Source organism: Mycobacterium sp. 852002-51971_SCH5477799-a, assembly GCF_001667145.1.
Classification (GTDB): Bacteria; Actinomycetota; Actinomycetes; order Mycobacteriales; family Mycobacteriaceae; genus Mycobacterium.
Genome location: NZ_LZIF01000123.1, coordinates 1 through 23,986 on the forward strand (window position 1 = coordinate 1; position 23,986 = coordinate 23,986).

The window sequence follows — 23,986 nt, forward strand, 5'->3', positions numbered from 1 at the left end:
CCGATTTAGCCGATCTGCATGTCACCCCCCTTGCATCGAGTGAAAGTGGTCTGTGGTCATCGGCCACCGTCCGCCCCCGGCGTTGGAGAGGTCCTCGGGCCTCCTGAGAGGCGCCGGCAGCATCCTTTTCTTAGTCCCCTCGCGGTCGTGCCCGTCTCGAGTGACGCAGCACCACGTCGAGCGTTGGTCTTTCGCCCGCTCCCAATTCTTGCTGCAGCGCCATAGTATCGTCTACTGTGTCTAAATATCATCTACAACGCTGAAATAATAGCAATCACGGGAGTGTTTTAGGGATGGTCGTTCACCTCGAGGTGGACCGGTTGCTGCTCGACGGCCGTGCCGTCGCCGGCGACGGAGTGGCGTTGCCGGTCGAGGACCCGGCGACCGAGGAGATTCTCACCACCGTGGCGACCGCGTCAGCGGACCAGGTGGAAATGGCCATCGCCGCCGCGCGCAGGTCCTTCGACTGTGGTGTGTGGGCGGACAGGTCGGTGTCCGAGCGCCTGGAGACGCTCGGACGGATGGCGCAATGGCTCGAGGAGCGCCGCGAGGAGCTGGTTGAAACGGCCGTCCACGAGGTCGGCGCCCCGCTGGGAATCGCCCGCATCGCTCAAGTGGGCATGGCTTTGGACCAGGCGCGTCAACTCCCCGAGCTTTTCAGTGGTCTGCCGCAGTGGGAGCACAACGAGATGCCGCTGGGTGATTTGGTGACCGCCAAAGACGTTCTGCTCAGCATCCGTCGCTATGAGCCTGTCGGCGTGGTCACCGCCATCACCCCGTACAACTTCCCACTGCAGACCAATATCTGGAAAGTTTTCTCGGCGCTGGTGACCGGCTGCTCGGTGATCCTGCGTCCGAGTCCGCTCACCCCGTTGACTGCGCTGGCCCTCGGTGAGGCTGCGCTTGCCGCGGATCTGCCGCCCGGCGTCCTCAACGTCGTGGTCGAGCAGGGCACCTCGGGAGCACTGCAGCTCACCGGCGATCCGCGCGTCGATTGTGTCTCGTTCACTGGGTCCACGGTCGTCGGGCGCCAGATCGGCGCACAGGCTGCGCCGACCGTGAAGCGCATGATCCTGGAACTGGGCGGCAAATCAGTCCAGCTCTACCTGCCCGACGCGCTCGAGCGGGTCGGGACGGGAGTCCTCACCGTGTTCGCGTCGCATTCTGGCCAGGCCTGCACCGCTCAGACCCGAGTCCTGGTACCGCAAGACGCCGTGGACGCCGCGCTGGAGAAGATCACCTCAGTTCTTCCGTTCCTGCCCGTCGGTGACCCCAGTGACGAGAAGACAATGATCGGTCCGGTCATCTCGGCTCGGCAGCGAGAGCGGATCGAGGATCTCATTGCCGCCGGCATCAAGGCCGGTGCGCAAGTAGTTGCGGGAGGAAGGCGGCCCGCGGGCCTGGAACGGGGGTACTTCATCGAGCCGACCGTGCTGCGCATTGAGGACAACTCCAATCCGGTTGCGCAGCAAGAAGTGTTCGGACCCGTGGTCACGATTCAGGGATACCGCGACCTTGAAGAGGCGGTGGCCATCGCCAACGACTCTGAATACGGACTGGGCGGGGGTGTCTATACCGCCGACCTGCCGGCCGGAGTGGCCGTCGCACAACGGATCCGGTCGGGCACCGTGCATGTCAACCGTGGGGCCCCGACGGCGTACACGCCGACCGGCGGCTATAAGCAAAGCGGGATCGGTCGGGAACGCGGTGTGGCTGGCCTGCGCGAGTACCAGGAGGTCAAACACCTGGTCGTTGGACCTTGACCACTTCAAATTCACTTGTTGCTGAAGGGAATACAGTAATGTCGACCCCCAATCTCGACCTCTCGCTGTTCGGTGCCGACCACGTGCGCCGCTACCGCGAGACCGGCGGTGAGGTCGGTTACCTGTGGAACGGTGTGCCGACTCTCATCCTGACCACCATTGGCCGCCACAGCGGCCAGCAGCGAGACACGGCGCTGATCTGCGCTGCCGACGGCGATGACGACAACAAATACGTCGTGATCGCCTCGCAGGGCGGAGCCCCCGCGCATCCGCAGTGGTACCTGAACCTGGTGGCTAACCCACGAGTCCACGTACAGGTCAAGGGTGATCGCTTCGAGGCCACTGCGCGCACCGCCGAGGGGCCGGAACGCGAGCGGCTGTGGCAGTTGATGGCCGAGGCGTGGCCCAGCTACGACACATACCAGACCCGCACCGACCGGGTGATCCCCGTCGTGGTGCTGGAGAAGGCCTGAAAGATGCTGGCCAACGAGGTAGTTGCGCTCGATCCGAAGCGGCTTAAGGAGCTGTTCGATCTGCGCAGTGAGGTCTACGAGATGCGCGGCGGGTCGTTTGAAGACGATCCCTACCCCGCCTTCAACGAGTTACGGGAGAGCGGGCCGGTACACGCGGGCACCCCGGGCGAGCTCGTCGGTTATGACGGACCCGCGTTCTTTTCCGGTCTCCCGTTCGACGATCGTCCGCACTTCACGGCGTTCGACTACGCCACGTGCAGTGAGATGCTGCAGGATCCGGAAACCTTCGCCGCGTCCCAGCATGAACCGGGATCGGCAGAGTACGAGAGTCAGGCGCTGCTGCTGTTCATGGACGGCCAGCGCCATCGCCGGTTGCGATCGTTGGTGCGAAATGCGTTCACACCCAAGCGGGCCGGTTGGTGGGTGGACAACTGGATCGACGACATCGTCGAAGCGCTGTTCAATCTTATTGCGCACAAGGGCAAGTCGGACCTCAACGTCGAGTTCTTCGCACCGATTCCGTTGCTGACCATCTGTAGCAGCTTCGGCGTCAGTGTGGAGGAGGCGCTGCAGGTGCGCGCCGCGATCGTCTCCGACGCCGCCGGAATTACGGCGATCGCCGAGATCGTCAAACCGATCGTCGAGGCCCGTCGGCTTGAACCGCGCGACGACCTGATCAGCATGCTGGTCAGTGAGGAATTCCAAGACGAGGACGGCAGCAGGCACCATCTCTCGGACGCGGAAGTCCAGATGTTCTCGCTGCTGCTGTTGGCGGCCGGCTCTGGCACGACGTGGAAGCAACTGGGCATCACGATGCTGACGCTGCTGCAGCGCCCCGAGTGGCTTTCACGCGTGGTGGCGGACCCGGGACTGGTCCATCCGTTTGTCGAGGAGACATTGCGGTGGATGCCGACCGATCCGGCCTTCGGGCGGTTCGCGCGTTGCGACACCACGCTGGGGGGAGTGCGTATTCCGAAGGGTGCGGTTGTGCATGCGTGCTTCGCCGCGGCCAATCGGGACCCGCTGCGCTGGGACCGCCCCGACGAGTTTCTCCCGGACCGGCCGATTCAGCCGAATCTGGGGTTCGGCCGGGGAACCCACGTTTGTCTGGGTCAACATGTCGCACGCGCTGAAATCTCTGCTGCGATAACGGCATTGACTCAACGGCTGCCCGGCCTGCGGTTGGACCCCGATGCCGAGACCCCGCGCATCATCGGCATGTACGAACGGGGGGTCACCAGCGTTCCGGTGGTCTGGGATCTACCGGGCGTTCCTAAATGACAACCAACCACAAAGAAAAGAAGAGGCCATCACGTGACCACTGAGAGCACCGTTCAAGAATCGTCCCGCTATGAGACAGGTGCGGGGATCCTCGACAACATTTTCGGTCCCTCGTGGCGGGACAAGACCAGGGAGACCGGCTTCAAGGCCGTCGACGATTTCCAGCGCATCACTGTCGAACATTGCTATGCCGATGCCTGGGCGCGTGACACCCTGGATTTCAAGACACGCAGCGTGATCTGCCTGTCGTCGCTGGCCACGATGGGTGCCCCAGAGGAATTGAAGTTGCACGTCGAGGCCGCCTTGGCCAATGGGCATTCCCATGAGGACATTTTTGAGATCCTCCTGCATCTGATTCCCTACATCGGCGTTCCCAAAGCTGTGCAAGCGCTGCGCGTCGCAGGGGAGGCCATCCAGGAACTGTTCACCAAGGCTGCAGCCGAGAACAGCTGAACTCCAAAACCATCAACAGTCAACAAGATCGGAAAGAGAGAAGCGTCATGACTGACACTTTGGAAGATGCCAGGAAAGAATACGTCGAGGCTAAGGCCAATAAGGATCCACAGAAGCGCCGGGCGCAGAACGTCGCTGAATGGGTCGAGCGGGTCGACTACAAGGATTTCGATCCGCAGACCGTCGAGTTCACCAAGGCGCTGCTGCTCAAGAATATTGCGGGCATGCTGGCCGGGTGCCGCGAACCCGCGGCCCGGATCCTGACCACCTACTATGCCGAACAGGGTGGCGCTCCCGACGCGGGTGTGGTGGGCGCCGGCTACCGCACGACGGTGGAGAACGCCGCGTTCGCCAATGCCACGTTCGCGCACTCCTCGGAACTCGAGGACAACGAGATGCCCAACTTCACCAGTGCCTACTGGGTGCTGCCGGGCCTGTTCGCGCTGGCGCAGAAGCAAACCTCGAGCGGTAAGGACCTGATCACCGCGGCGATCTCCGCGTGGGAAGTGGCCTCGCGGTACAACTCTGCCGGTCCCGGTCAGGCGCTGATGTCGGTGCACATCTGCCCCCCGACCTGGTTCGGTCCGCTCGGGGTCGCGGCGGGGGCGGCTAAACTGCTCAAACTCGACGCCCAGCGCACCGAGCACGCCATCACCATGGCGGGTTCCTGGGCGTGTGGCCTGGGGCAGGCCGGCTGCGACACCCACTTCATCGAATCGGGTCACACCGCCAAGATGGGCGTGCAGTCGGCGCTGCTGGCGCGGCTCGGCGCCACCGGGGAGCTCGGTGTGCTGGAAGGGAAGTCCGGCCTGTATGCACCGTTGATCGCCAATAACCAGATTGATCTGTCGATCATCGATGCCGATCTCGGCATCGCGCCGTACCGCATCAATCGGGCCTGCATCAAGAAGTACTCGGCCTGTACCTACGCGCATACGTCGATCGACGCGCTGGGGCTGCTCATGTCTGAGCACAACCTGAGCTACGAGGACATCGAGTCGGTCAAGACCCGCCAGGGCGTGATCGGAAACCTGGCCGTCGGCATCACGCCGAACCCGGTTGACCTGCAGGGGTCGCGATTCAGCGTGCACTATCTACTGGCCGAAGTGATGCTCAAGGGCAGGATCAGCGACCAGACCTTCGAAGACCTTTCCTCACTTCAGGATCCGCGCTACCGCGAGGCGATGGGCAAGATCGTCGCTACCGGAGATCACGAAGACTTCGGTGTGCACGACCCGGGTGCAGAGGTGTTTGTCACCACTACCTCTGGCCAGACCTACTCCAAGCGTCTTGACGGCTGGCTGGGTTCCCCGGAAGCTCCGCTGAGCACCGAGGAGATCCGCAAGGTCAGCAGGCCATACTTGGAGTGGATGCTGGACACCGCGACCGCCGACCGGGTCGAGGACCTCGTGCTCAACCTCGACCGGCAGCGCGACATCCTGGAATTGATGGACATTCTCACCTTCCACCGAGTCGGAAGCCGGCGCTGAGACGATGCGACTCAACGACAAAGTCGCCATCATCACTGGGGCGGGTTCCGGCGTCGGGCGTGCCACGGCTCTTCGCTTCCTCGTAGAGGGAGCGAAGGTCGTGTGCGCCGACGTGCGTAAAGACTGGATCGACAAGACCCTCGAACTCGCCGGTGCCGCTGAGAGTTCGGTGATCGGGGTTCCTTGCGACGTGTCCGTCGAAAATGATCTCGAGGCGGTGGTGGCCGCGACGGTGAGCCACTTCGGCAGACTGGACATCATGCACAACAATGCCGGGATCACTGGGCTGAAGCCCGGTTGCACGGCCGAGGACTTCACCGACGCGGAGTGGCAGAAATTGCTCCAGATCAACGTCAGTGGTGTCTTCTACGGCAGCAAGTACGCGATCCGCCAGTTCAAGAAGCAGGGCACCGGTGGGGTGATCCTGAACACCGGCTCGGTCGCGGGCATGGTCGGCTTCGGCAGCGTCCTCTACGGCGCGACCAAGGGGGCGGTCAACCAGTTGACGAAGGGTCTTGCCATTGAGTTTGCCGCGCAAAACATTCGGGTGAATGCGATCTGCCCGGCCGGCATGCCGCTGACGAATTTTTCGGCGACCGACGACAAGAAATTCGAACCCGCCGATCAGAACGTGGTGGACTACGTCGCGCAGCTTCATCCCCTTGGTCGGGTCATCACGGCAGAGGACTGCGCTGACGCGGCGGTATTCCTCAGCTCCGACGAGGCGAAGAACATCACCGGGGTGCTGCTGCCCATCGACGGCGGCTACGTCGCCAAGTAGTCCGCCTGTAGGCGGGCCAAACTAGCTGTCAGCGAAGGAAGTCGAATAGTGCCGGTTCAGCAGCTCACTGGCCGGGCACCCCGACGGTCCCGATGGGCATCCGGTGATGGCGGCCCTGGGATCTCAACCAGGATCGGGTGGCTGTGTTCGGGCTAACCAGCTAGTGATTGCCCTTGGAAACGAGGCACTTTCAGCCGAGGAACCGTTGTCTGGCGCAAGCTTTCGTCATTTCGAACCAATTGCTGAGTAGGCGGCCACCATGCACACCTACCGACACAGGGTTCTGTTCGCAAGGCTTGCAGCGGCGGGGTTCTCCACCTATGGACCCGCCCACCGGATCTTTTGTGACCCCACACGGCCGAGACGTGGCAGGAGCTCATGCTCGATCCCCGCCCGGAATAACCACGTGGGCCCGATCATCGCCGCGAGGCGGCACGGCGGCCACCCGTCAGAAAGGAACGACCTTGAGTAAGCGACAAACCAGAGACGTCGATTGACCCCTCGCGATTTGACGATGCGGCCGCGAGGGGGTGAAGCCGATGTTGTCGACAGGGTGAGTGAAATCCGGCGGGCCGAGCTCGACTTCAACGTCACCGCCGCGGTCGGAGGGGGCGAGCAGCTCAATCAACGGGCCTGGCTCTTCATACCGAAGCAGGCGGTCCCGCCTCGCGCCATCCTCGTCTGTTTGGCCGGGGCCGGCTACGACAAGCACTACTGGCATCTGCAGGTACACGGTTACCGCGGCTACAGCTTCGCCGAGCACTTCGCGGCCTGCGGGTACGTGGTGGTGGCCGTCGACCACCTTGGGGTGGGCGACAGTACGGACCCCGTTGCTGCGGGACAGGTGACCGCTGCGATGCTGGCCCGAGGCGACGCCGAAGTGGTCAACCAGGTACGGGCGCGTGCGGCTAGTAAGACACTGCATTCGAGCCTGCCCGCGATGTCGGTTCCCGTTGTGGGAGTTGGCCATTCGCTTGGCGCCGGGCTGGCCCTCGCCGCGCAGGCGGGCGACGGTTCGGTTCGGTCTTTCGACGCGTTGGTGCTGCTGGGCTATGTCGCCCGCAGCTACGTCAATGCGCCGGGTGGGATCGAACAACACGTGGCGACAGCAGATTCGGGAATGGGTCTACAAGCCGCAATGCGACAAAACGAGATGCTGATACGGACGATGACCGGTGCGGCTCACGATGCGTTATCGTGCACGATCCCGCGCGGTCCCCTTCGCGAGATGCTCTACGCTGCTGATGTTCCAGAGCCGGTGATCGCCGCTGACGAAGCGCACGCCACGCGGATACCGGTCCGCGTGGTCGCCGAGATAATGACGGCGGGCACCGTCGAAGCCTGTGCCGCTGGCATCGACGTGCCCGTGTTCCTCGGGTTCGGCGGAGTGCGTGACATGGCCAGCGATCCGCGCGCGGAAGCGTTGAACTACCCGTCGGCCATTGACATCACCACCTTCGTCGCTCAGGGTGCCGCCCACGCGCACAACCTGGCATCCACGCGCACTCGTCTCTGGGACCGCATTGCGGCGTGGCTGCCAGCGGTGTTACTCGGTGGATCCGCGGATGCCAATCACTAGTGCGCAGTGGCTTTTTCCGATCCACCGCCGCGTTCACCGCATCGGTTATCGGCCCGCCAGTGTCTGTAGCGACCGCACGAAGTCACCACCGAGGAGGCGTAGCGAGATGGTTGTAGAATTGACAGCCGGTTGTGAACAGCCGGTCACATCTGTTGACGGCACCGCCCGACATGTCGGTATTTTCGGGCTGTGCGGATCGATCGGCGGCCGGGGCAGGCCGGGTTCGATGCCTGTGCAGGCAGGCGGGCGCATCGGCGAGTGGACCGCGGGAGCATTCGCGGCGGTGTCTGGGGCGGCCGCGGTTCGCCATGCCGGCTGCACAGGTACCGGCGCCAAGATCGACCTCTCCATCTACGAGGCGATGGTCATCGCGATGGGCTCGTTGGGGGCGGTGTCGGCCAGCGTGCTCGGCGACGATCAGGCCCTTGGCAACCGAAGCCTCGAACTGCTGTCCATCGTGACCGTCGATGGGTTGGTGGGGTTCTGCACTAGCACGGCGCAGCAGTTCCAGGACTTCCTGGTGCTCATCGAGCGCCCCGACCTGCTCGACGACGACTTGGCGTCGATGGCCGGACGGATCAGGCGCTGCGACGAATTCCTCGCGATGGTTAACGACTGGGCCGCTGACAAGACCACCACCGACATCGTGGAAAGGGCCGCGGCCTTCCGGATTCCGGTAGCCCCCATCGCCAGCCCGCAGACCATAACGACGATCGACCATTTCGTCGATCGCGGTGTCTTCCTCGAATCACGAACCGGAGCCGTCGGACCGCGAGTCCCCTACCGCAGCTCGGCTATCCAAGTCCGGCCTCTTGCCCTCGCGCCGGATCTGGGTGCCGACAACGGCGAGGGGTCGTGGCCGGCACGCACGGACCCACGGGCGGCCAGCGAGCACCCGACGGGCGCGCCATTCACCTTCGCGGGGCGTCCCCGCAGATGGATCACCACGCCGGCGCCGCTCTACGGGCAGCACACCGCCGAAGTACTGACCGAGGTACTGAAGAAGACGGCCGACGACCTGTCCGCCCTCGAGGAGGTCGGCGCGATCAGCGGCCGCCCAGCGGGCCTGTGACCGACCGGATCCGTCGCCCGCGGCCCTCCACCGCCCCGGACAGGCCGACGGCGCGGACACTGCGGATGGAATCCTTCGGCGCCCGCTACGCCCGTCTACTGGCTACCGCGCAGCGGCACGGTGTCGATCCTGCGGGTCTTGTCCTGCCCGCCGAGGCAATGATCGTCAGCCCCGACGGCGTCGGCGTTCACTACCTCGAATGGCCAGGCACCGGTGCCGATCCTGCGGTGATCTTCCTGCACGGCGGCGGCCTGCATGCCCACACGTTCGACATCGTCGGCAACCTGCTGCGTCACCATGCCCGCTGCATTGCGCTCGACCTGCGTGGTCACGGCGAAAGCCAGTGGTCGCCCGGCCGCTACGGCGCAGAGCACACAGCCGACGATATCTCGACAACCGCGGAGCTCTTGGGTCTGAAAAGAGTTGTCGTGGTGGGGCATTCGATGGGCGGCATGGGTGCGATGGCCTGGGCTGCTCGGGGTGTCCCCGAACTCGCCGGCCTCATCGTCATCGACCTCGGAGCCGACCTCGACAAATCCGCAACCGACTCGGTCCGGGGCTTCATCACATCGCAGCCATCCTTCGCCGACCTAGAGGAGGTCGACGATTTCGTTGCCGGTGACGGGCCGGGCGGCGACAGCGTGGCGAGCAACCTGCGCTGGCGCGACGACGGACGACTGGCCTTCAAATACGATGACTCGCAGTTCCATTTGGGCAACACCCAGCTACCTGTCGGGGACGAGATGCGGCAGTTGGCGCGCCGCATCCATTGCCCGACCATCGTCCTGCGGGGTGACCGCAGCAGGGTCGTGTCCGACGCCGCCGCCGGCGAGCTCGCCGACCTGATCGACGGTGCGACGTGGAGCCGGGTCACCGATGCCGGTCACACCATTCAGTCAAGCAACCCGCGTGGACTGGCCGAAGCGATCACCGGATTCCTTGCCTCGATACCCACTCAACACAGAAGGTAACCAAAGCGGTCGATGATTAATTCATCTGATGGGCACGCAGGTCTACGCGGCGGAGTTGAGACGCCGAACGGTCCGGCGTGTGGTTGATGCCATCAACACCTGCGGCGTATCCGCAGGTCGTTTCGCGTACTTTCGCGTACTCAAATTCCGCGTTTATGCAGGTGAGGGGCAAATTTGGGGAGGGTTCGATTCCCGGCAGCTCCACTGAGAAGGTGCTGGTCAAGCGATAATTTAGGTACGCGCCGCAACTGCGTCAAAGGACTACGGGTTGGATTTTGCCTGGGCTAAGCGGCTTTAATCGTCAAACGACGGCGATGTCACGTTGGGCACGCCTGAGACCGCTTTACGAGGAGCTCTTTAATGGCCTATCGCCGTCTTGCTTGGGCGCTCGCCGCGGTGATGACGGCGGCCATCATTCCTGTCGAGGCCCATGGCGAGCCGCCGACGAAGTGTCTGACCAACACCCCCAAGGGCAAGCAGGTCTACGTGCCCTGCGACCTGCTCAACGCCGGCGCCAATTTCCCGCCGGGGCAGCGTTGTCCTCCGCCGCTCGAGCAGTACCCGAAGGATGTGGCGGACTGGTGTGGCGAAGGGCCAGGCCTTGTGAGTCCGACGCCGGCGAGTCCCACGCCCGCGAGTCCGACGAGCCCTACGAGCCCGACGAGCCCTGTGCGGTCCACCAGTCCTGCGACCTCGACGAGGCCTGCGACCCCTACCACCCCAACAAGTCCCACGACCCCAACGAGTCCTGCGAGCCCGCCGCCCCCGGGCAATTCGGGGTGAACCGCTGGAGAATCTCTCCGTCGAGGAGGTTTGCGTCTAAAGCCTTGATATACCTGCAAATTCGATTCACGGGGGGCACCACTCTTCACCAGCACGAACAACACTCGTGACAAAGCCCGTCACCACCTAATCAGCACAACAAGCACCTAGTTCTGGGATCGGTATCGAGTGCCGCCCAATTGGCCCGGCAGCGTTACTCGCTACCTCGCTCGGCAAGCAAGAATCGTCGTTCAACGGATACTCGGTCCGCGTTTTTCCCGACGCACTCGACCAGGGGCCGAATATCGACATCGGTTACCTTCCCGGCTACTTGTAGTTGCTCGTCGACGACCTGCTGAGTAAACCGCTTTTGTCGAAGCTGTGCAGGCAAAGGCGTAAGCCAGCCACGTTCGACAAACGAAAAGGCTTGCCGGTCAATGCCTTAATGCCGACGCGCGCCGGCGGCGGTCATCAGCCGTGAAGCGCAGCAATGCGCCAAGACGCATCAGCGGAATCGGACGTTCAACGTCGCCAAGCCGAAGATCTTTCGGCCTCCGGACTTCGCCCCGACAAGCACGACACCGCTGCGTGTCGCGGGGTCCAGCGACCTGATCTTGCCACCGAATTCGATATCGCAGCCTTCCTTGGCCGATACGATCGCGGGCGCGGAGAGCCGTATCGCGTAGCGGGTGACCGCACCGGGGTCACCCGTCCAGGTGGAGGCGAAGCCGGCACCTAGCCCCATGGTGAGCATTCCGTGGGCGATCACGTCGGGCAGGCCGGCCAGCTTGGCGATCTCCTCGTCCCAGTGGATCGGGTTGGCGTCGCCGGCCACACCGGCATAGTTCACCAGGTCCCCGCGGGACAGTCGGGCGTGGTGCGCCGGTAGCTCGTCGCCGACGTTCACGTCATCGAAGGACGGCGTCCCGGGAGTGCGAGTGCTGCCGTGCTCGGCGATCCGAACCTCGCCCTGGGGGCGCACCGTCTTCTCATACGCGTCGTCGGCTTCACCGACCGCGTTGAGGTCCACGTCATGCATCATGATGTTCGGCACGGCCAGCTTGATCGCCGGATCGACATCCTCGGCGGTGACTCCGACGACGGTGGTGTGCAGGGTGTGCACTCGCTCGCCGGCCGCGTCGGTGAAAGTGTTGGTCACGGTGATCAGGTCCCTGCCGGCGATCCTGCGCACCGATGTCAGTTCGACGTCGATGTGCAGTTCGTCGCCGGCAACGATCGGGCGGTGTTGCTCGAACAGCTCTTCGGTCTGCATATAGGTGTCGTAGCCGACCACGACCTGTTCGAACATGCGGCGGTTGCAGGTCATGCCCGGCGTCGACGTGAATGTCAGGGGCGCCACCAGATCCGGATAGCCCAGCTCAGCGGCGACGGCGACGTCCCAATGCGCGGGGTGATAGTCCTGCACCGCACGGGCGTACTCGCGTAACTTCTCGCGTCCGACCAGGTAGGTGCCGTCCATCTGGTAGTAGTGGCCGACCCGCGATTCGAGCGCCGACGCTTCTGCTGTGGTCATGAATTGCTCATCTTTTCTATCGGCCAGTTCGATGAGGCCGACCAGAGCACACTAACGTGCATTGCGCCGAGGATGACGTCGGCGGATCGGCGACGCCGCCGTGTCGAGACCTGTGCTGCCTTTCCGGCCGAGGGACTGCGGGAGCTTGGATCAGTCGGTCGGCCGCCCGCGCGAGTTAGCCAGTGCCGATGGCGAGCGATCAGGAGGCGTCGCGCAGGTGGGTCTCCACATCCTTGATTCCCTGGCGCAGGTGCTCGGCCAGGTACCACTCTTCACCGCTATGGGCATCGCGTAACGCCATGTCGACCGCGGATTTGGCCTCCGAGAGGTGCTCTCGGCGTTCGTCCCCTTGGGTGGTGATGGCATGAAGGACGGCCCCCACGGCCTCCTGACAGGCGCTGGCGAAACCGCTGCGATCTGTGACCGACATGCTGATCCCATGCTACCCGTGTTCAGCGAAATGCCCGTTGGTACAGGGCTACAAACATGCCAGCGCTTCGAGCCCCGGCGAGCGCGGGTCAGTTGCCGGCCTCGATTGAGGCAACCCTCGCGGCTGCGTCGGGTCCGGAGAACCGCTGGAGGTCTACGCCGCCCGCGCCGAGGATGTCGTCAATGCGGCGCTTGAGGTCACCCGAGGAAAGGTGGGCGTACAGGTTTCGACCCGGGCAGGAGGTTTGGGCCAAGTCCCGATGGCCCGCCAGCGTCTCGGTTGAAACGTGGAAATTCTGGGCGGCCCATGCGAACGCGCGAGCAGCTCCCTGGAGCTGGGCCTCCGGCACGGCCTCCTGATCGAAGTCTCCTTCGCAGAGGACCAGGAAATGACCCGTCGTGTCGTAGTCGGTCGCGGTGTCGCCCGCGATCTCGGTGCTCCGCAGTTCGTAGATGTTGCCATTGCGGTCGATGCCGACGTGGTAGGCGATGTCGATCCACCCGTGCTGGTCCTGGTGGTATCGCTGGTCCTGTCGGAGATGGCTTGGGGCGTTGCGGTTCTCGCCAAGGACGACGGCCTCGTGGTGAAGGGTCATTCGGGTGATGGTGTGGCGCTTCCCTCCGGAGCGGGGCGGTCGGGCGCCCCAGGCGTCCCGGCATAGCAACACTGCCGAAGTCGTAGCGGCCAGGCTTGCGCTGATCGTCGAGGTCGGGGGAGGAGCCGGTGTCGAAGGTGGCGTCGCGCCGGTCTCAGACGGCGCAGTCGAGCAGCCGCCGACGAGGGACGCCGCCCCGGCGCTGCCGGCCAGCGCTAGCAGCTGACGGCGGCTGACACGAGCTGGCCAGCCGCGCGCTGGCTCACACACGTCCTCACCATACGGGCGTGACGCCGGCTCGCGGGACGACTTCACTCATGTCCTGCCCAGCGCGTCGCGCACGCGTCCGCGCGCCTGATCGAGCCTGGCCGCGGCCTCGGTCGCGTCGACGCCCGCGAGCAGGGCGACGATCGCGGTCTTGGCGTGCCCACCCGCGGCGGCGAGCGCGGCGGTCGCGGTCTCCTCGTCGACGGCGGCCGCGTCGCGGACGATCCGCACCGCGCGGCGGCGCAGCTTCGCGTTGGTCGCGCGCACGTCGACCATCCGCGGCCCATAGGCCTTGCCGAGGGCGATCATCACGCTCGTCGAAAGCGCATTGAGCACGACCTTCTGCGACGTCCCGGCGGTGAGCCGCGTGGACCCGGCGAGCACCTCAGGCCCGGTCAGCAGCTCGATCACCAGGTCGGCAGACGCCTCGCTTCTCGGGTTGTTGACTATCGCGACGGTTAAGGCCCCCACAGCGCGCGCGTGCTTGAGCGCTCCGAGCACGTATGGCGTGCGGCCCGACGCGGTGATCCCGACGAGCGCGTCAGCGGCGGTCAGGTCCGCGAGATCGGTGGGGTCGAACGCATCCTCCGCGCCCTCGATCGCCTCGGTCAAAGCCATTGGGCCGCCGGCGATCACGCCGCGCACCAGGTCGGTGCCGAATGTAGGTCCGCACTCGGCCGCATCGAGCACCCCGAGCCGACCCGGTGTCCCGGCGCCGGCGTAGATCAGGCGGCCGCCCAGCTCGAGTCGCGCGGCGATCGCCTCGGCCGCCGCCGCTATCCGCGGCACCGCCGCCGCCACCGCTCCGTGCGCTTCCGCCTCGGCGGCAACGAGCAGTGCGACGACCTCGGCGGTGGGCCGCGCGTCGAGGTCCTCCAGGCCGGGCCGCTCGGCTTCGGTGGCGAGCGCATCGAGGCCGTGGGTCGCGCCGGCCACCTGCATGCGCATCACGTGCGGCTCGTGGATCGCTCCCAGCCGCAGCGCGCCATCGAGCGCGTCGCCGGCGGCAGGGATGAGGTCGAGCCACTCGCGCAGCGCTTCGACCCCCGCCAGTCCGCCGACCATCGCCACCGGGCCGTCCCCGGCCGCGCGGGCGGTCGCGGCAAGCGCCTCGGCCGCCGCGCGGATGATCGCCAGCGCCGTGGCGTCGCCTTTCGCCGCGAGGACGTCGGGCGCGAAGGACGCGAGTGCGGCGGCGTCGGTGAGCCGCGCGGGCCAGGTCTCCGGCGCGCCGAAGCGGGCGCGGGCGGCGTCGAGCAGCATGGTGGACGGCCCGCGGCCGTCGTGGCCGCGCAGCGCCGCACGCAGCCCAGCGGCGCCGATCCACGTGCCCCCGCCCTCGTCACCCAGCCACGGACCCCAGCCGTCGGCGGTGCGCAGCAAGCCGTTCGCGTCGATCGCGAGCGCCACGACGCCGGTGCCCGCGATCAGCACGACGCCCGGCTGCCCGTTCAATGCGCCCGCGTGCGCGATCACCGCGTCACTGGTCAGCGTGACGCGTTGCGCCCGAAGCGATCTCAGCAGCGCGTCGCCCAGTGCGCGTGCCGAGTCGGGCGCCGCCAGCGCCCCCGCGGCGCCGACGATCACCTCGTCGGCCGGACCCAAATCTCGCGCGACGGCCACAATCGCCGTCTCCGCGGCCCGCACGCCGCCAGGCGTCGCGAGCCCCGGCGCGCCCGCACCCTCGACCCGCCGGCCGCCCGCCGCGGCCCGACAGGACGTCTTGCCGAGGTCGACGGCGAGAATCATCGCAGCTTCTGTGCGAATTCGATGATGTTGCCGTCTGGATCTGCGATGTGCAGCGTCCGTTCCCGCCATGGTCGATCCAGCGGTCCGCTGAGGATCTCGACCCCGAGCCGCCTCAACCGTTCCGCTTCGGCATCAACGTCTTCGATCAGGAAGCCGATCTCACCGCAAGGCGGGTTTCCGCCTTTGCGACCGATGAGCTCCGGCAGCTTCGAGCGCTCAAAAAGCGAGAACTTCGTGTTCTCCATATCGAACTCGACATAGCCGTCGCCCTCGATTCGCACCTGAAGGCCGATCACGTCGCGGTAAAACGCCACCGACCGGTTGAGCGATTCGACGTAGTGAATGACGTAGTCCACACGCGGCATGCATTGCACGGTATCGGTTCCCGCGGAGCTCGTGGAGGTTCACCGACCGGTGAATACGGGAGCGCGGCGCTGGGCCGCCGCCGTCACGCCCTCGCGGAAGTCGGCGGTCGCCGTAAGGCGCGTTTGTTCCTCGAGCTCGTGGGCGGTGGCGGCCACGACGGCCTCGGCGAGCCCAGCGCGCATCGTGGCCCGGATGCTCGTGAGCGCGAGGGGAGCCGAAGCCGCGATACGCCCGGCGAACTGAATCGCCGCCTGCCGAACGTCGCCGTCGGCGGCTAGTTCATCGAACAACCCTGCGGCATAACCGATCGCACCTCCGAAACGCTCGCCGGTGAGCATCCACTCGAGGGCTTTCTGCTGGCCGACGACACGCGGCAACGTGGCGGTCATCCCAAAGCCGGGATGAAACCCGAGTCGGCTGAAGTTGGCGGCAAACTTCGAGGAGGGTGCCGCCACTCGGAAGTCTGCGCTGAGGGCAAGCCCGAGCCCGCCCCCGATCGCGGCGCCCTGAACCGCCGCGACAACCGGCGTGCGGGCGCGGAACAACCGGATTGCCTGGGCGTAGAGCTCGCCCGGCGACGAGCGATTCTCGGCGGCCTGGGAGAAATCGGCGCCGGCGCAGAAGTGTTTTCCCTCCGCGCACAACACGATCGCCCGGCACTCGACATCGCCGTCCAGTTGCTCGTAGGCGTCGGCGATGCGCGCGATCAAGGCGGTGTCGAAGTAATTGTTCGGCGGGCGATGGATCTCCACCGTGGCCACGTGGCCGACGAATTCGATGGTGACATCGACCGCGCTCATAGCTGTTCCAACAGTGCGCGAACGGCCGCATTGAACGTTTCGGGCTGATCCATGTTCGCCGCATGCCCGACGTTGTCGATGACAAGCTTGCGGGAATTGGAGATCTTGCGGTGCATGTAGCCGGCCGGTGCCAGGAAGTCGGTGTCTTGGGCGCCGACGACCACCAACGTGGGCACCGTGATGCTGCCGAGCGACGCGATCACGCGGGCGTCCTTTTGCGCCATGACACCGCGGGCAGCGCGCGGCAGCCCCTCGGGATGCGCATGCAACGCCTGTGCGACTTCCGCCGAGGCGTCGGCGCGCCCTTCGCCGCGCTCAAGTTCTCGAGCGCGTCGTTCCACCCACGCGTTCCACTTGTCGCGCGCGTCGTCGTTGCGATAACCCGGCCCCGTGTCGACGAGTACCAGCGCGGCCACGCGCCGCGGATGGACGAGGTAGAAGGCCAGGGATAGGTAGCCGCCCAAGGACATTCCGCCGAGTACGGCGCGATCGGCACCCGCGGCATCGAGAATGGCCGCCATGTCGGCGACGCTGATCTGCTCGGTGTAGCGCTCCATGTCCTCGGGTGCGTCACTGCAGCCATGACCGCGCTGGTCCCAGACGATCACCGGTCGGTCGGCGCTCAAGGCATCGATGTTGGGGTTCCACATGCCCGCGGTGGCACCGAAACCGTGTGTGAGTAACAGCGGCAAGCCCGGCGCGTCCGGGTTGTGCACCTGATACGCGAGCGTGACCCCGTCTGGGCGCTGCAACCGGTTCACGACATCACCTCCGAGCCTGACTGAATGGCTGGGTACAGGGCGTCGGGGCCATCGGCGACCAGGGCCGCGCCAAGTCGCTCCGCCCAGCGATGATGCCCCCCGGCTTCGTCTCGCCATGCCCAGAGCCGACGAGTCAGATAGTGCAACGGATACTCCTTCGTCATACCGATAGCGCCATGCGTCTGGTGGGCGGCCGCCGTGACCAACTGCGCCGCCCGGTCGGCAAGCATTTTGGCGCAGGCGATTTCGAACCCGCCCCGGCCGACTTCGACCGCTTCGACCGCACCGTCGAGGGCCGATGCGACCACCGCGGCCTGCTGGTGGATGGTCACCAGATGGGCTTGAACAGCCTGGAAACGACCGATGGGGCGGCCGAATTGCTCACGTTCGGCGCTGTAGCGCAGTGTCATTGCCGCGACGGCACTTACCGCGCCGGCCATCAGCGCGGCACGCCCCAGCGCGGTGCGCTCCCTCAGAGATTGTTCGGTGACCCGTGTTTCGGCGCGTTCGGTTACCGGAACACCATCGAAAATCACTGTGTCACGGGGCTCTTCGGCGAGGTTGACCCCGCGGCTGACGGCCGGGCCTCCTGACGATGCGGCCGGTCCGGGCGCGAGCACCACGACGCCGTCGACGAGTCCGATGACATGCTCGGCGCGGTGACCCCACGCGACTGCCGGCGCCGTACCGAACAGGCGGTCGCCGTCGAGACGCAGCGTCGCGGCGGGTGGCAGCATCGTGCGAACACCTTTGGGCAGCGCTAGACCAGCAGACGCCAATAACCATCCGCCGACAAGTCCGGCTTCGGCCAGAGGCACCGGTGCCGCGTGCGCTCCCGCGGCGCGGAGCAATTGAATCGCGTCGGCAACGCCGCCCCCGGCTCCGCCCAGCTCCTCGGGAACGGGGACATCGCTGAACCCGTGCTGCTGCAATGCATTCCATAGTTGTGGTGCCCAGCCGGTGGCGTCGGCGTCGCCAACATCCTCCCAAAGGCTGTGCGCGGCAAACAGCTTGTCGGCGGCTGCGTACAGCTGGTTGTCGCTCATGACAATCCTTTGGCGGCGACGGAGCGCAGCACCTCGGTAGTGCCGCCCCGGATGGTGAATGACGGCGCATCGAGCGCGGCGCGACGCAACAACCGTTCGAACAATGACGGTTCCGGCTCCAGGCCGCACACCAGCTCGCGGTCCAACAACTCCCGCAGCGCGCGCACGACGTCTTGTTCGAACCGGGTGCCCATCTCCTTGATGAGCGCCGCCTCGGCCGCGGGGGTGTCGCCGGCATCGATCGCCCTGGCCACGGTCAGTGAGAGCCGGCGTAGCACCCAGTATTGGGCCGCGAGTTCGCCGATCAGCCGGCTCCCTTCGCGGCTGGCCGCCAGGCCCGGGTGTTCGCGAATGAATTCTTGAACGACCAGGAAGGTCGAGATCCAGCGATCGGGGCCGCTGCGCTCAAAGGCCAACTCGTCGGCGTTCTGTGCCCAGCCCTGCCCGATTTCGCCGATCACCATCTCGTCGGAAACCAGAACCCCGTCCAGGAGCACCTCGGCGAAGTGGTCGGTGCTGCCATTCAGGAAGGGGATCGGCTTGACCGTCACACCGGGACTGCGCATATCGATCAGAAACCGGCTCAGCCCCGCGTGCCGTTCGCCGTCACCGGTTCGGCACAGCGCGATCATGAAGTCGGCGCGCATCGCGTTGCTTGTCCACACCTTGACACCGGACACCCGCCAGCCGTCCGTGTCACGAACACCTTTGGTGCGGACCGACGCGAGGTCACTTCCGGCGTCTGGCTCGCTCATGCCGATGCAAAAACACAACTCGCCGCGGCAGATTCGGGGCAACAGCATTTGCTTCTGTTCCTCGGTGCCGTAGCGAAGCAGCACCTGGGCGATCTGTCGGTCGGCCACCCAATGATGCCCCACGGGGGCGCCCCAGCGCAGCAGTTCTTCGACAATGATGAAGCGGTCGACGGCGGTGGCGTCGTGGCCGCCATAGCGGGCCGGGACCGCCATGCCAATCCAGCCACGCTCGCCCAACGCGGCGGAGAACTGCGGATTCACCTCCGCGCTCATGCCGAGCCCAGGCTCGAACGTCCCCCAGGGCAGCGTCTCGGTCAGGAATGCCCGAACCCGTTCCCGCAATTCCAGCTCTGCCGCGGTGAGCGCGGCAGGCGACGTGACCATACCTGGGAGGCTAACGACCCACTCTGAAGCGAGGAAAGGCACCGCCGCGCTCGGGTGCGAATGGCCAATCGAGCCGATGCAGCCGCGTCCTGCGGGGAGGTGGCTTCCGCTCGCGGCGCGCACGCCCTCAAGGGTGTCGCGGGTGAGTGGGCGCTGTTCGCCGTTGAAGGTTGACGGGTAGGGGTTATCCACGCGCTCAGCTCCCCGTGGAACGATCCGCCCGCGCATCCCAAATCCTTTGACTCTCAACGCCGATCGAGGGATGGTGGATCTCCTGAAAGTTCCTTCCGCCCCGACCGAATGTGGCGATGACGGCGGCCGGCGCATTCTGCTCCAGGATTGGCATGGACAGCCACTCGCAGGGTCGTACGTGCACCAAATCCACCGCCGCAGCGGCTTTGCCGGTGTCGTAGACGTATGGCCCGGAGATGCGGCCCAGCCAGAACCACCCGTGGGTGTCGTGGGTCCACACGAACGAACCTTCGTCGAGCTCGGCGAAGCGGGCGACCCGACGGGCGAGCCGCTCCTGTTCGGCCGAACCGCTCACCCGTCGGCCGAACCCGCACACGCCGAGCCGGCGGGCGCGATCGATGGTGGCTTGCGGCTCGACGGCATCGTCCCGGGATCGCATCGGCGCGCGGTAGACGGCGACCATGAGAGACATCGTGCCTCGACGCCGCAGCCGCCGCGATGCGGTCCTTTTGCCCCGCATCGCTGCAACCGACGAATTAATCTCCCGACATGGACCGCATCTGGCAGTGGGCGTGGGATCGGTAGGGGGCGCGATATACGTGGGCGGGGGCGTGATCTGCTTTTTCGTAGCGCTGCCGATCTACCTCACGTCCGTGTCGTTTCCGATCGTCGCGTTTGAAAAGTCGGGCCGCTACGTCGCTGCTACGGCCATCACCGTTGTGGCTGTGCTGGTGTTCGTATGCCTCATGGTGCTTCCGGATCGCCGATGGGCACGCCCCACCGAGCGGTGGGCGGCCGGCCACGAGGTCGATCGGATGACGGCGCTGCAAGGCACCTGTGTCTTTGTCCGCAGGGCGACTTCTCGCACAGTGTGGGCAGCCGGGATCTGGGCTGCCGCGCTGTCGGTCGCTGTCGGAGCGATCGCCGGAGCCGGTTGGTTACGGCTGGTGCACTACGCTGCGGTGGCTGCCACCATCGCAGTGGCGGTCCAGCTGGTTGCGCGATCCTCCTGACCGGTTCGTGCGTGGACGCGCTGACCAGCCGACCGCACGGACTCCTTGATCGCGGGTCGCACGCTCTGAAAGGAAAGTCGGCCGAGGTGCAAGTCTTCACTCTCGGCCTAGAGGCGCCCGCCGCAACGTGACTCGCGCGGCTATCGGTTGTCCTAACCCCTCGGGGCCAGGACGACGACGGGGATGGGGCGCGACGTTTTCTTCTGGTATTCGTTGTAGCGGTTTTGATTGTTCTTGTTGACGATCTGCCACAGCCGCTGGTAGTCGGGATCGCCGGAGAGCACCGGTCGTGCGGTGACGGCGAAACGCCTTGGGCCGACATTGATCTCGACGTCGGGATTGGCCTTCAGGTTGTGGTACCAGCCGGGAGCCTGGGGCGCACCGCCCTTGGAGGCGACGATCAGGTAGTTGGCACCGTCGCGGGCGTAGGACAGCGACGTCGTGCGTTGTTTGCCGGTTTTCGCCCCGACGGTGTGCAGTAGCAGGCTCGGTATCCACAGCGTGCGGTGACCAATCCAGCCGTTCGTCTTCTGATAGACCGTGTCGTGCACCCGCAGAATCTGCGCGAAGACCGTTTCCACGAAACTCATAGCTACCAGTCTCACTCAGCGGCCCCCCACTTTTCCAGTGCGGTTCCCTGAGCGCCGCCGGCGTTACTGGTGGTGCGGCGGTTGCTCGTCGCGCAGCCGACGGTCGTCCGATGCCTCGCGCATCTGCTCCTCGTCGCCGAACCTCTCAAGATCCTCGGGCGTGACGTGCACCCGCTTCGGTTTCGGCGCGGCCGGCGGATGTTCGGGTTCATGGGGCATGAGGCGATTGTCGCGTATCTCAGGCCAACTTCAGCTCTCGGCCCGGGCGATGTTCTCGACGATGATCTGGCAGGCCGTCTCGTAGAAGGCGCTGATCAGCGTGGAGAAGGAGAGCTCGAAGGGATAGATCATGTGCACGGCCAGAGGCTCGACCGCCCACTCGGAAAGGATCGGCACGATGGTGCCCTTACGCAGTTCCTCGCTGCAGATGATCTGCGTGGGCATAGCGCCGATGCCGAGACCCTGCAGAATGTACTCCTTGCACACCTGAAAGTTGTTGGCTCGTGCGCGCACTCGTGGCGACAACTCATATCGTCTGCCGAGTCTGGTCACCGCCAGCTTTTGAGGTCCGCAGAAACCGAAGTCGATGAACGGCAGAGCGTTCAACTGTGCGGGTTCGGTGAGCTGATCCTTCAGTTGACCCACGAAATCGATCGAGGCGCACAGAAACAGGTTCAGGTCGAAGACTTTTCGCGCGATCAGCGTCGAATCCTGTAGCGGTCCGGGACCGAACACGACGTCGTAACCGTCCTTGATCGGGTCAACCATGTTGTCGACCAATCGAATGTCTAAGCGCGAGTGCGGGTAACGCTGGAGAAAGGTGGCGCCGACGCGCGATGCGTAGTCGATGCCGAGGCTCACCGGTATCGCCACCCGCAGTTCTCCCTGTGGTTCCTGCCGACTGGCTTCCACCAGGGCCCGTACACCGTTGGCCTCGGTCAAGATGTTCACCGCATGGTCGTAGATCTGTTCGCCGATGTCGGTGACCGTCAGCTGGTGCGTGTTCTTTCGCAGCAGCTTGACGCCCAGGTCCGATTCCAGCTTGGTCAACTTCCGGCTGACCGTGGACTTTGGCATGCCCAGCGCCGTCGCCGCCTTCGAGATGCCGCGACAGTCCACCACCTTGCCGAAGACCAGCAGGGCATCGAGGTCGAAGGGCAGATTCTGTTCCATCGGTGTTCCAAGTATGCAACAGGGTGTTGCGTACGTACACCTTATTGGGAGTCCCCGCACCTGCTAGCGTCGGCCGCACCACGTAGGAGGTACGGGGATGAATCAGCCCAGCGCCGTCGCCAAACCCCCGACCGGGCACTGGACCGACGCGTATCCCGAACTCGGCCGCGGCCCGGTGTCGCTCGAAGATTGTGTGTCCGAAGAGTTCTACGAGAAGGAACGCGAGCACGTCTTCAAGAAGACCTGGCTATACGTCGGGCGAGTCGAACGAGTCCCGCGCTCGGGCAGCTACTTCACCCGCGAGTTCAGGTTCCTGAACACTTCAATCATCATCGTGCGCGGCAAGGACCAGGTGATCCGCGCCTTCCACAACATTTGCCCGCACCGCGGCAACAAGATGTTGTGGGAGGACGACCCGTTCCAGGAGGTGTCCGGGCGCGCCCCGTTGCTGTACTGCCGCTTCCATGGCTGGCGCTACAAGCTGGACGGCTCGCTCCACTCGGCCACTCGCAAGGATTTGCTCCTGGACTTCGACGCTGACAGCTGTCGGGTGCCTGCGGTGCAGTGCGAGGTGTGGGAGGGCTTCATCTTCATCAATCTCAACCCGAACAACACCGAGCCGCTGCGTTCCTTCCTCGGCGAACTGGCCCACGGCATCGAGGGCTATCCGTTTGGCGGCCCGCATCAGATCTACAAATTCTCGGCCGAGTTGCAGTGCAACTGGAAGATCTTCGTCGACAGCTTCGCCGAGAGCTACCACGGACCGTACCTGCACGCGTCGTCGTTCGGCGCCCTCACCGCGGAGGCCAGAGACGCGTTCGATCGACCGAACCCGTTCACCGACGCGCTGGCCTACCAGCTCAGCGGTCCGCATCGGATGTTCTCGTTCTCCGGTGAACCCTCGCAAAAGACGCCATATTCCAAGCCAATTGAATGCGTGATGGAAGCCAGCGCCGCTGGCCCCTGGAATAAGAAGCTGGACCGGGGGCCGATACCCGCGGGGATCAATCCGACCCGGTCGGAAAAGTACGGGTTCGACTCGTTCCAGTTCTTCCCCAACTTCGTCATCATCTTCGGGGCGTCCGGATTCAGCACCCACGCCCACTGGCCGACGGGTCCGCACTCGCACGTGTTCGAGGCGGAGATGTTCTATCAGCCGCCGAAGACGCACAAGGAGCGGCTCGGCCAGGAGCTCACCGTGACCTTCCTCAACGACATCATCCTCGAGGACGCGAGCCCGTCGGAGGGTCTGCAGGCGATGCTCAACAGCGGTGTGCTGACACATTTCACGATGAACGACGAGGAAATCCTGCTGCGCCATCTGCATACTGTGGTCGGCGACTACGTTGCGGCCGGCGAAGCGGCCAAGGCACGCTCGAGATGAGTACGGTTCTGCCGAGGGAGTTTTCGCAACTCGAGCACCTGGTGCCCGAGTGGGCGATCGAGGACGGCCATCAGCGCTATGTCAAACGCGTCAACAGCTCCATGGACCAAATCCGGGCCTTCTACGACGAGGTGTTTCCACACGCCGAGGAAGCCGTCGCCTACATCGACAAGTTCGACTACTCCGAGCCGCTGCCCGACGATGTGGCCAACCTGCGCAACCTGCTCTACTCGCTGATCACCGTCTCGTTGGCGGTCGAGCTGTGGAAGCAGCCGCGGGTAAAGCATTCGGCCAACACCATTCTCACGAGAGTCAGCTGAAA

At 65.1% G+C, this 23,986-nt stretch carries 25 protein-coding genes and 1 pseudogene; 12 read left to right on the top strand and 14 right to left on the bottom strand.

Annotated elements, in window-relative coordinates; all coding sequences use genetic code 11:
- Positions 1–293 precede the first annotated feature (293 nt).
- The 9 genes from A5753_RS22955 to A5753_RS22995 all read left to right on the top strand — a co-directional run bounded on the left by A5753_RS22955 (position 294) and on the right by A5753_RS22995 (position 9,863).
- Complete coding sequence (locus A5753_RS22955) at positions 294–1,763, top strand: aldehyde dehydrogenase family protein (protein ID WP_067134026.1); 1,470 nt, start codon at positions 294–296, stop codon at positions 1,761–1,763.
- A 38-nt stretch (positions 1,764–1,801) separates the two neighbouring features.
- Positions 1,802–2,236, top strand: a complete 435-nt coding sequence (locus A5753_RS22960) for a nitroreductase family deazaflavin-dependent oxidoreductase (RefSeq protein WP_067134029.1) — start codon at positions 1,802–1,804, stop codon at positions 2,234–2,236.
- 3 nt (positions 2,237–2,239) lie between these two features.
- On the top strand, positions 2,240–3,517 hold the full coding sequence (locus tag A5753_RS22965) for a cytochrome P450 (protein WP_067134031.1): 1,278 nt from the start codon (positions 2,240–2,242) through the stop codon (positions 3,515–3,517).
- A 33-nt stretch (positions 3,518–3,550) separates the two neighbouring features.
- On the top strand, positions 3,551–3,970 hold the full coding sequence (locus A5753_RS22970; RefSeq protein ID WP_064878471.1) for a carboxymuconolactone decarboxylase family protein: 420 nt from the start codon (positions 3,551–3,553) through the stop codon (positions 3,968–3,970).
- 47 nt (positions 3,971–4,017) lie between these two features.
- Positions 4,018–5,460 carry an MmgE/PrpD family protein gene (locus tag A5753_RS22975; protein ID WP_067134034.1) on the top strand — a complete coding sequence of 481 codons (1,443 nt, stop codon included), beginning with the start codon at positions 4,018–4,020 and terminating at the stop codon, positions 5,458–5,460.
- 4 nt (positions 5,461–5,464) lie between these two features.
- The gene (locus tag A5753_RS22980; RefSeq protein ID WP_067134037.1) at positions 5,465–6,241 is read left to right on the top strand and encodes an SDR family NAD(P)-dependent oxidoreductase; all 777 of its coding nucleotides are present in this window, start codon (positions 5,465–5,467) and stop codon (positions 6,239–6,241) included.
- A 553-nt stretch (positions 6,242–6,794) separates the two neighbouring features.
- On the top strand, positions 6,795–7,820 hold the full coding sequence (locus A5753_RS22985; RefSeq protein ID WP_231990148.1) for a serine aminopeptidase domain-containing protein: 1,026 nt from the start codon (positions 6,795–6,797) through the stop codon (positions 7,818–7,820).
- A gap of 106 nt (positions 7,821–7,926) precedes the next feature.
- Positions 7,927–8,892: a CoA transferase gene (locus A5753_RS25000; RefSeq protein ID WP_369829347.1), complete on the top strand. Its 966-nt coding sequence runs from the start codon at positions 7,927–7,929 to the stop codon at positions 8,890–8,892.
- A 65-nt stretch (positions 8,893–8,957) separates the two neighbouring features.
- Positions 8,958–9,863 (top strand): alpha/beta fold hydrolase, encoded by a 906-nt coding sequence (locus A5753_RS22995; protein ID WP_067134043.1) that lies wholly within the window; start codon positions 8,958–8,960, stop codon positions 9,861–9,863.
- A gap of 1,267 nt (positions 9,864–11,130) precedes the next feature.
- On the opposite strand, the gene A5753_RS23005 is transcribed toward A5753_RS22995, so the two are convergent.
- The 11 genes and pseudogenes from A5753_RS23005 to A5753_RS23050 all read right to left on the bottom strand — a co-directional run bounded on the left by A5753_RS23005 (position 11,131) and on the right by A5753_RS23050 (position 19,967).
- Positions 11,131–12,159 (bottom strand): fused (3R)-hydroxyacyl-ACP dehydratase subunits HadA/HadB, encoded by a 1,029-nt coding sequence (locus A5753_RS23005; protein WP_067134049.1) that lies wholly within the window; start codon positions 12,157–12,159, stop codon positions 11,131–11,133.
- 199 nt (positions 12,160–12,358) lie between these two features.
- Complete coding sequence (locus tag A5753_RS23010; RefSeq protein ID WP_067134053.1) at positions 12,359–12,589, bottom strand: hypothetical protein; 231 nt, start codon at positions 12,587–12,589, stop codon at positions 12,359–12,361.
- A gap of 88 nt (positions 12,590–12,677) precedes the next feature.
- Positions 12,678–13,256: an N-acetylmuramoyl-L-alanine amidase gene (locus A5753_RS23015; protein ID WP_255361376.1), complete on the bottom strand. Its 579-nt coding sequence runs from the start codon at positions 13,254–13,256 to the stop codon at positions 12,678–12,680.
- A gap of 243 nt (positions 13,257–13,499) precedes the next feature.
- Positions 13,500–14,399 carry an N-acetylmuramic acid 6-phosphate etherase gene (gene murQ / locus A5753_RS25265; protein ID WP_067134191.1) on the bottom strand — a complete coding sequence of 300 codons (900 nt, stop codon included), beginning with the start codon at positions 14,397–14,399 and terminating at the stop codon, positions 13,500–13,502.
- Between the two features lie 84 nt (positions 14,400–14,483).
- Positions 14,484–15,269 (bottom strand): annotated as a pseudogene (locus A5753_RS25270) (BadF/BadG/BcrA/BcrD ATPase family protein); the annotation flags it as partial.
- Positions 15,197–15,565 (bottom strand): VOC family protein, encoded by a 369-nt coding sequence (locus tag A5753_RS23025; protein WP_067134056.1) that lies wholly within the window; start codon positions 15,563–15,565, stop codon positions 15,197–15,199. The pseudogene A5753_RS25270 and the gene A5753_RS23025, both read right to left, overlap by 73 nt.
- 39 nt (positions 15,566–15,604) lie before the next feature.
- Positions 15,605–16,366 (bottom strand): enoyl-CoA hydratase/isomerase family protein, encoded by a 762-nt coding sequence (locus A5753_RS23030; RefSeq protein ID WP_067134058.1) that lies wholly within the window; start codon positions 16,364–16,366, stop codon positions 15,605–15,607.
- Positions 16,363–17,127, bottom strand: a complete 765-nt coding sequence (locus tag A5753_RS23035) for an alpha/beta fold hydrolase (RefSeq protein WP_067134060.1) — start codon at positions 17,125–17,127, stop codon at positions 16,363–16,365. The genes A5753_RS23030 and A5753_RS23035 overlap by 4 nt, the downstream gene beginning before the upstream one ends.
- Positions 17,124–18,173, bottom strand: a complete 1,050-nt coding sequence (locus A5753_RS23040; protein ID WP_067134063.1) for an acyl-CoA dehydrogenase — start codon at positions 18,171–18,173, stop codon at positions 17,124–17,126. Before A5753_RS23040 ends, A5753_RS23035 begins: the two co-directional genes overlap by 4 nt.
- Positions 18,170–19,312, bottom strand: coding sequence for an acyl-CoA dehydrogenase family protein (locus A5753_RS23045; protein ID WP_067134068.1), 1,143 nt, complete (start codon positions 19,310–19,312; stop codon positions 18,170–18,172). Before A5753_RS23045 ends, A5753_RS23040 begins: the two co-directional genes overlap by 4 nt.
- Positions 19,313–19,508: 196 nt before the next feature.
- A complete protein-coding gene (locus A5753_RS23050; RefSeq protein ID WP_082971445.1) occupies positions 19,509–19,967 on the bottom strand; it encodes a GAF domain-containing protein in 459 nt (152 codons plus the stop codon).
- Positions 19,968–20,076: 109 nt separating this feature from the next.
- Between A5753_RS23050 and A5753_RS24480 the strand changes: the two genes are divergently transcribed.
- Positions 20,077–20,517 (top strand): hypothetical protein, encoded by a 441-nt coding sequence (locus A5753_RS24480; protein ID WP_156656208.1) that lies wholly within the window; start codon positions 20,077–20,079, stop codon positions 20,515–20,517.
- Positions 20,518–20,669: 152 nt separating this feature from the next.
- On the opposite strand, the gene A5753_RS23060 is transcribed toward A5753_RS24480, so the two are convergent.
- The 3 genes from A5753_RS23060 to A5753_RS23065 form a co-directional block, all read right to left on the bottom strand.
- Positions 20,670–21,107 carry a nitroreductase family deazaflavin-dependent oxidoreductase gene (locus A5753_RS23060; RefSeq protein WP_067134077.1) on the bottom strand — a complete coding sequence of 146 codons (438 nt, stop codon included), beginning with the start codon at positions 21,105–21,107 and terminating at the stop codon, positions 20,670–20,672.
- Between the two features lie 63 nt (positions 21,108–21,170).
- Positions 21,171–21,326, bottom strand: a complete 156-nt coding sequence (locus A5753_RS24660; RefSeq protein ID WP_197694778.1) for a hypothetical protein — start codon at positions 21,324–21,326, stop codon at positions 21,171–21,173.
- Between the two features lie 30 nt (positions 21,327–21,356).
- A complete protein-coding gene (locus tag A5753_RS23065; protein ID WP_067134080.1) occupies positions 21,357–22,280 on the bottom strand; it encodes a LysR family transcriptional regulator in 924 nt (307 codons plus the stop codon).
- A 97-nt stretch (positions 22,281–22,377) separates the two neighbouring features.
- Between A5753_RS23065 and A5753_RS23070 the strand changes: the two genes are divergently transcribed.
- Complete coding sequence (locus A5753_RS23070) at positions 22,378–23,664, top strand: SRPBCC family protein (RefSeq protein ID WP_067134082.1); 1,287 nt, start codon at positions 22,378–22,380, stop codon at positions 23,662–23,664.
- Positions 23,661–23,984 (top strand): hypothetical protein, encoded by a 324-nt coding sequence (locus tag A5753_RS23075; RefSeq protein ID WP_067134087.1) that lies wholly within the window; start codon positions 23,661–23,663, stop codon positions 23,982–23,984. The genes A5753_RS23070 and A5753_RS23075 overlap by 4 nt, the downstream gene beginning before the upstream one ends.
- The last annotated feature ends 2 nt before the right edge of the window (positions 23,985–23,986 follow it).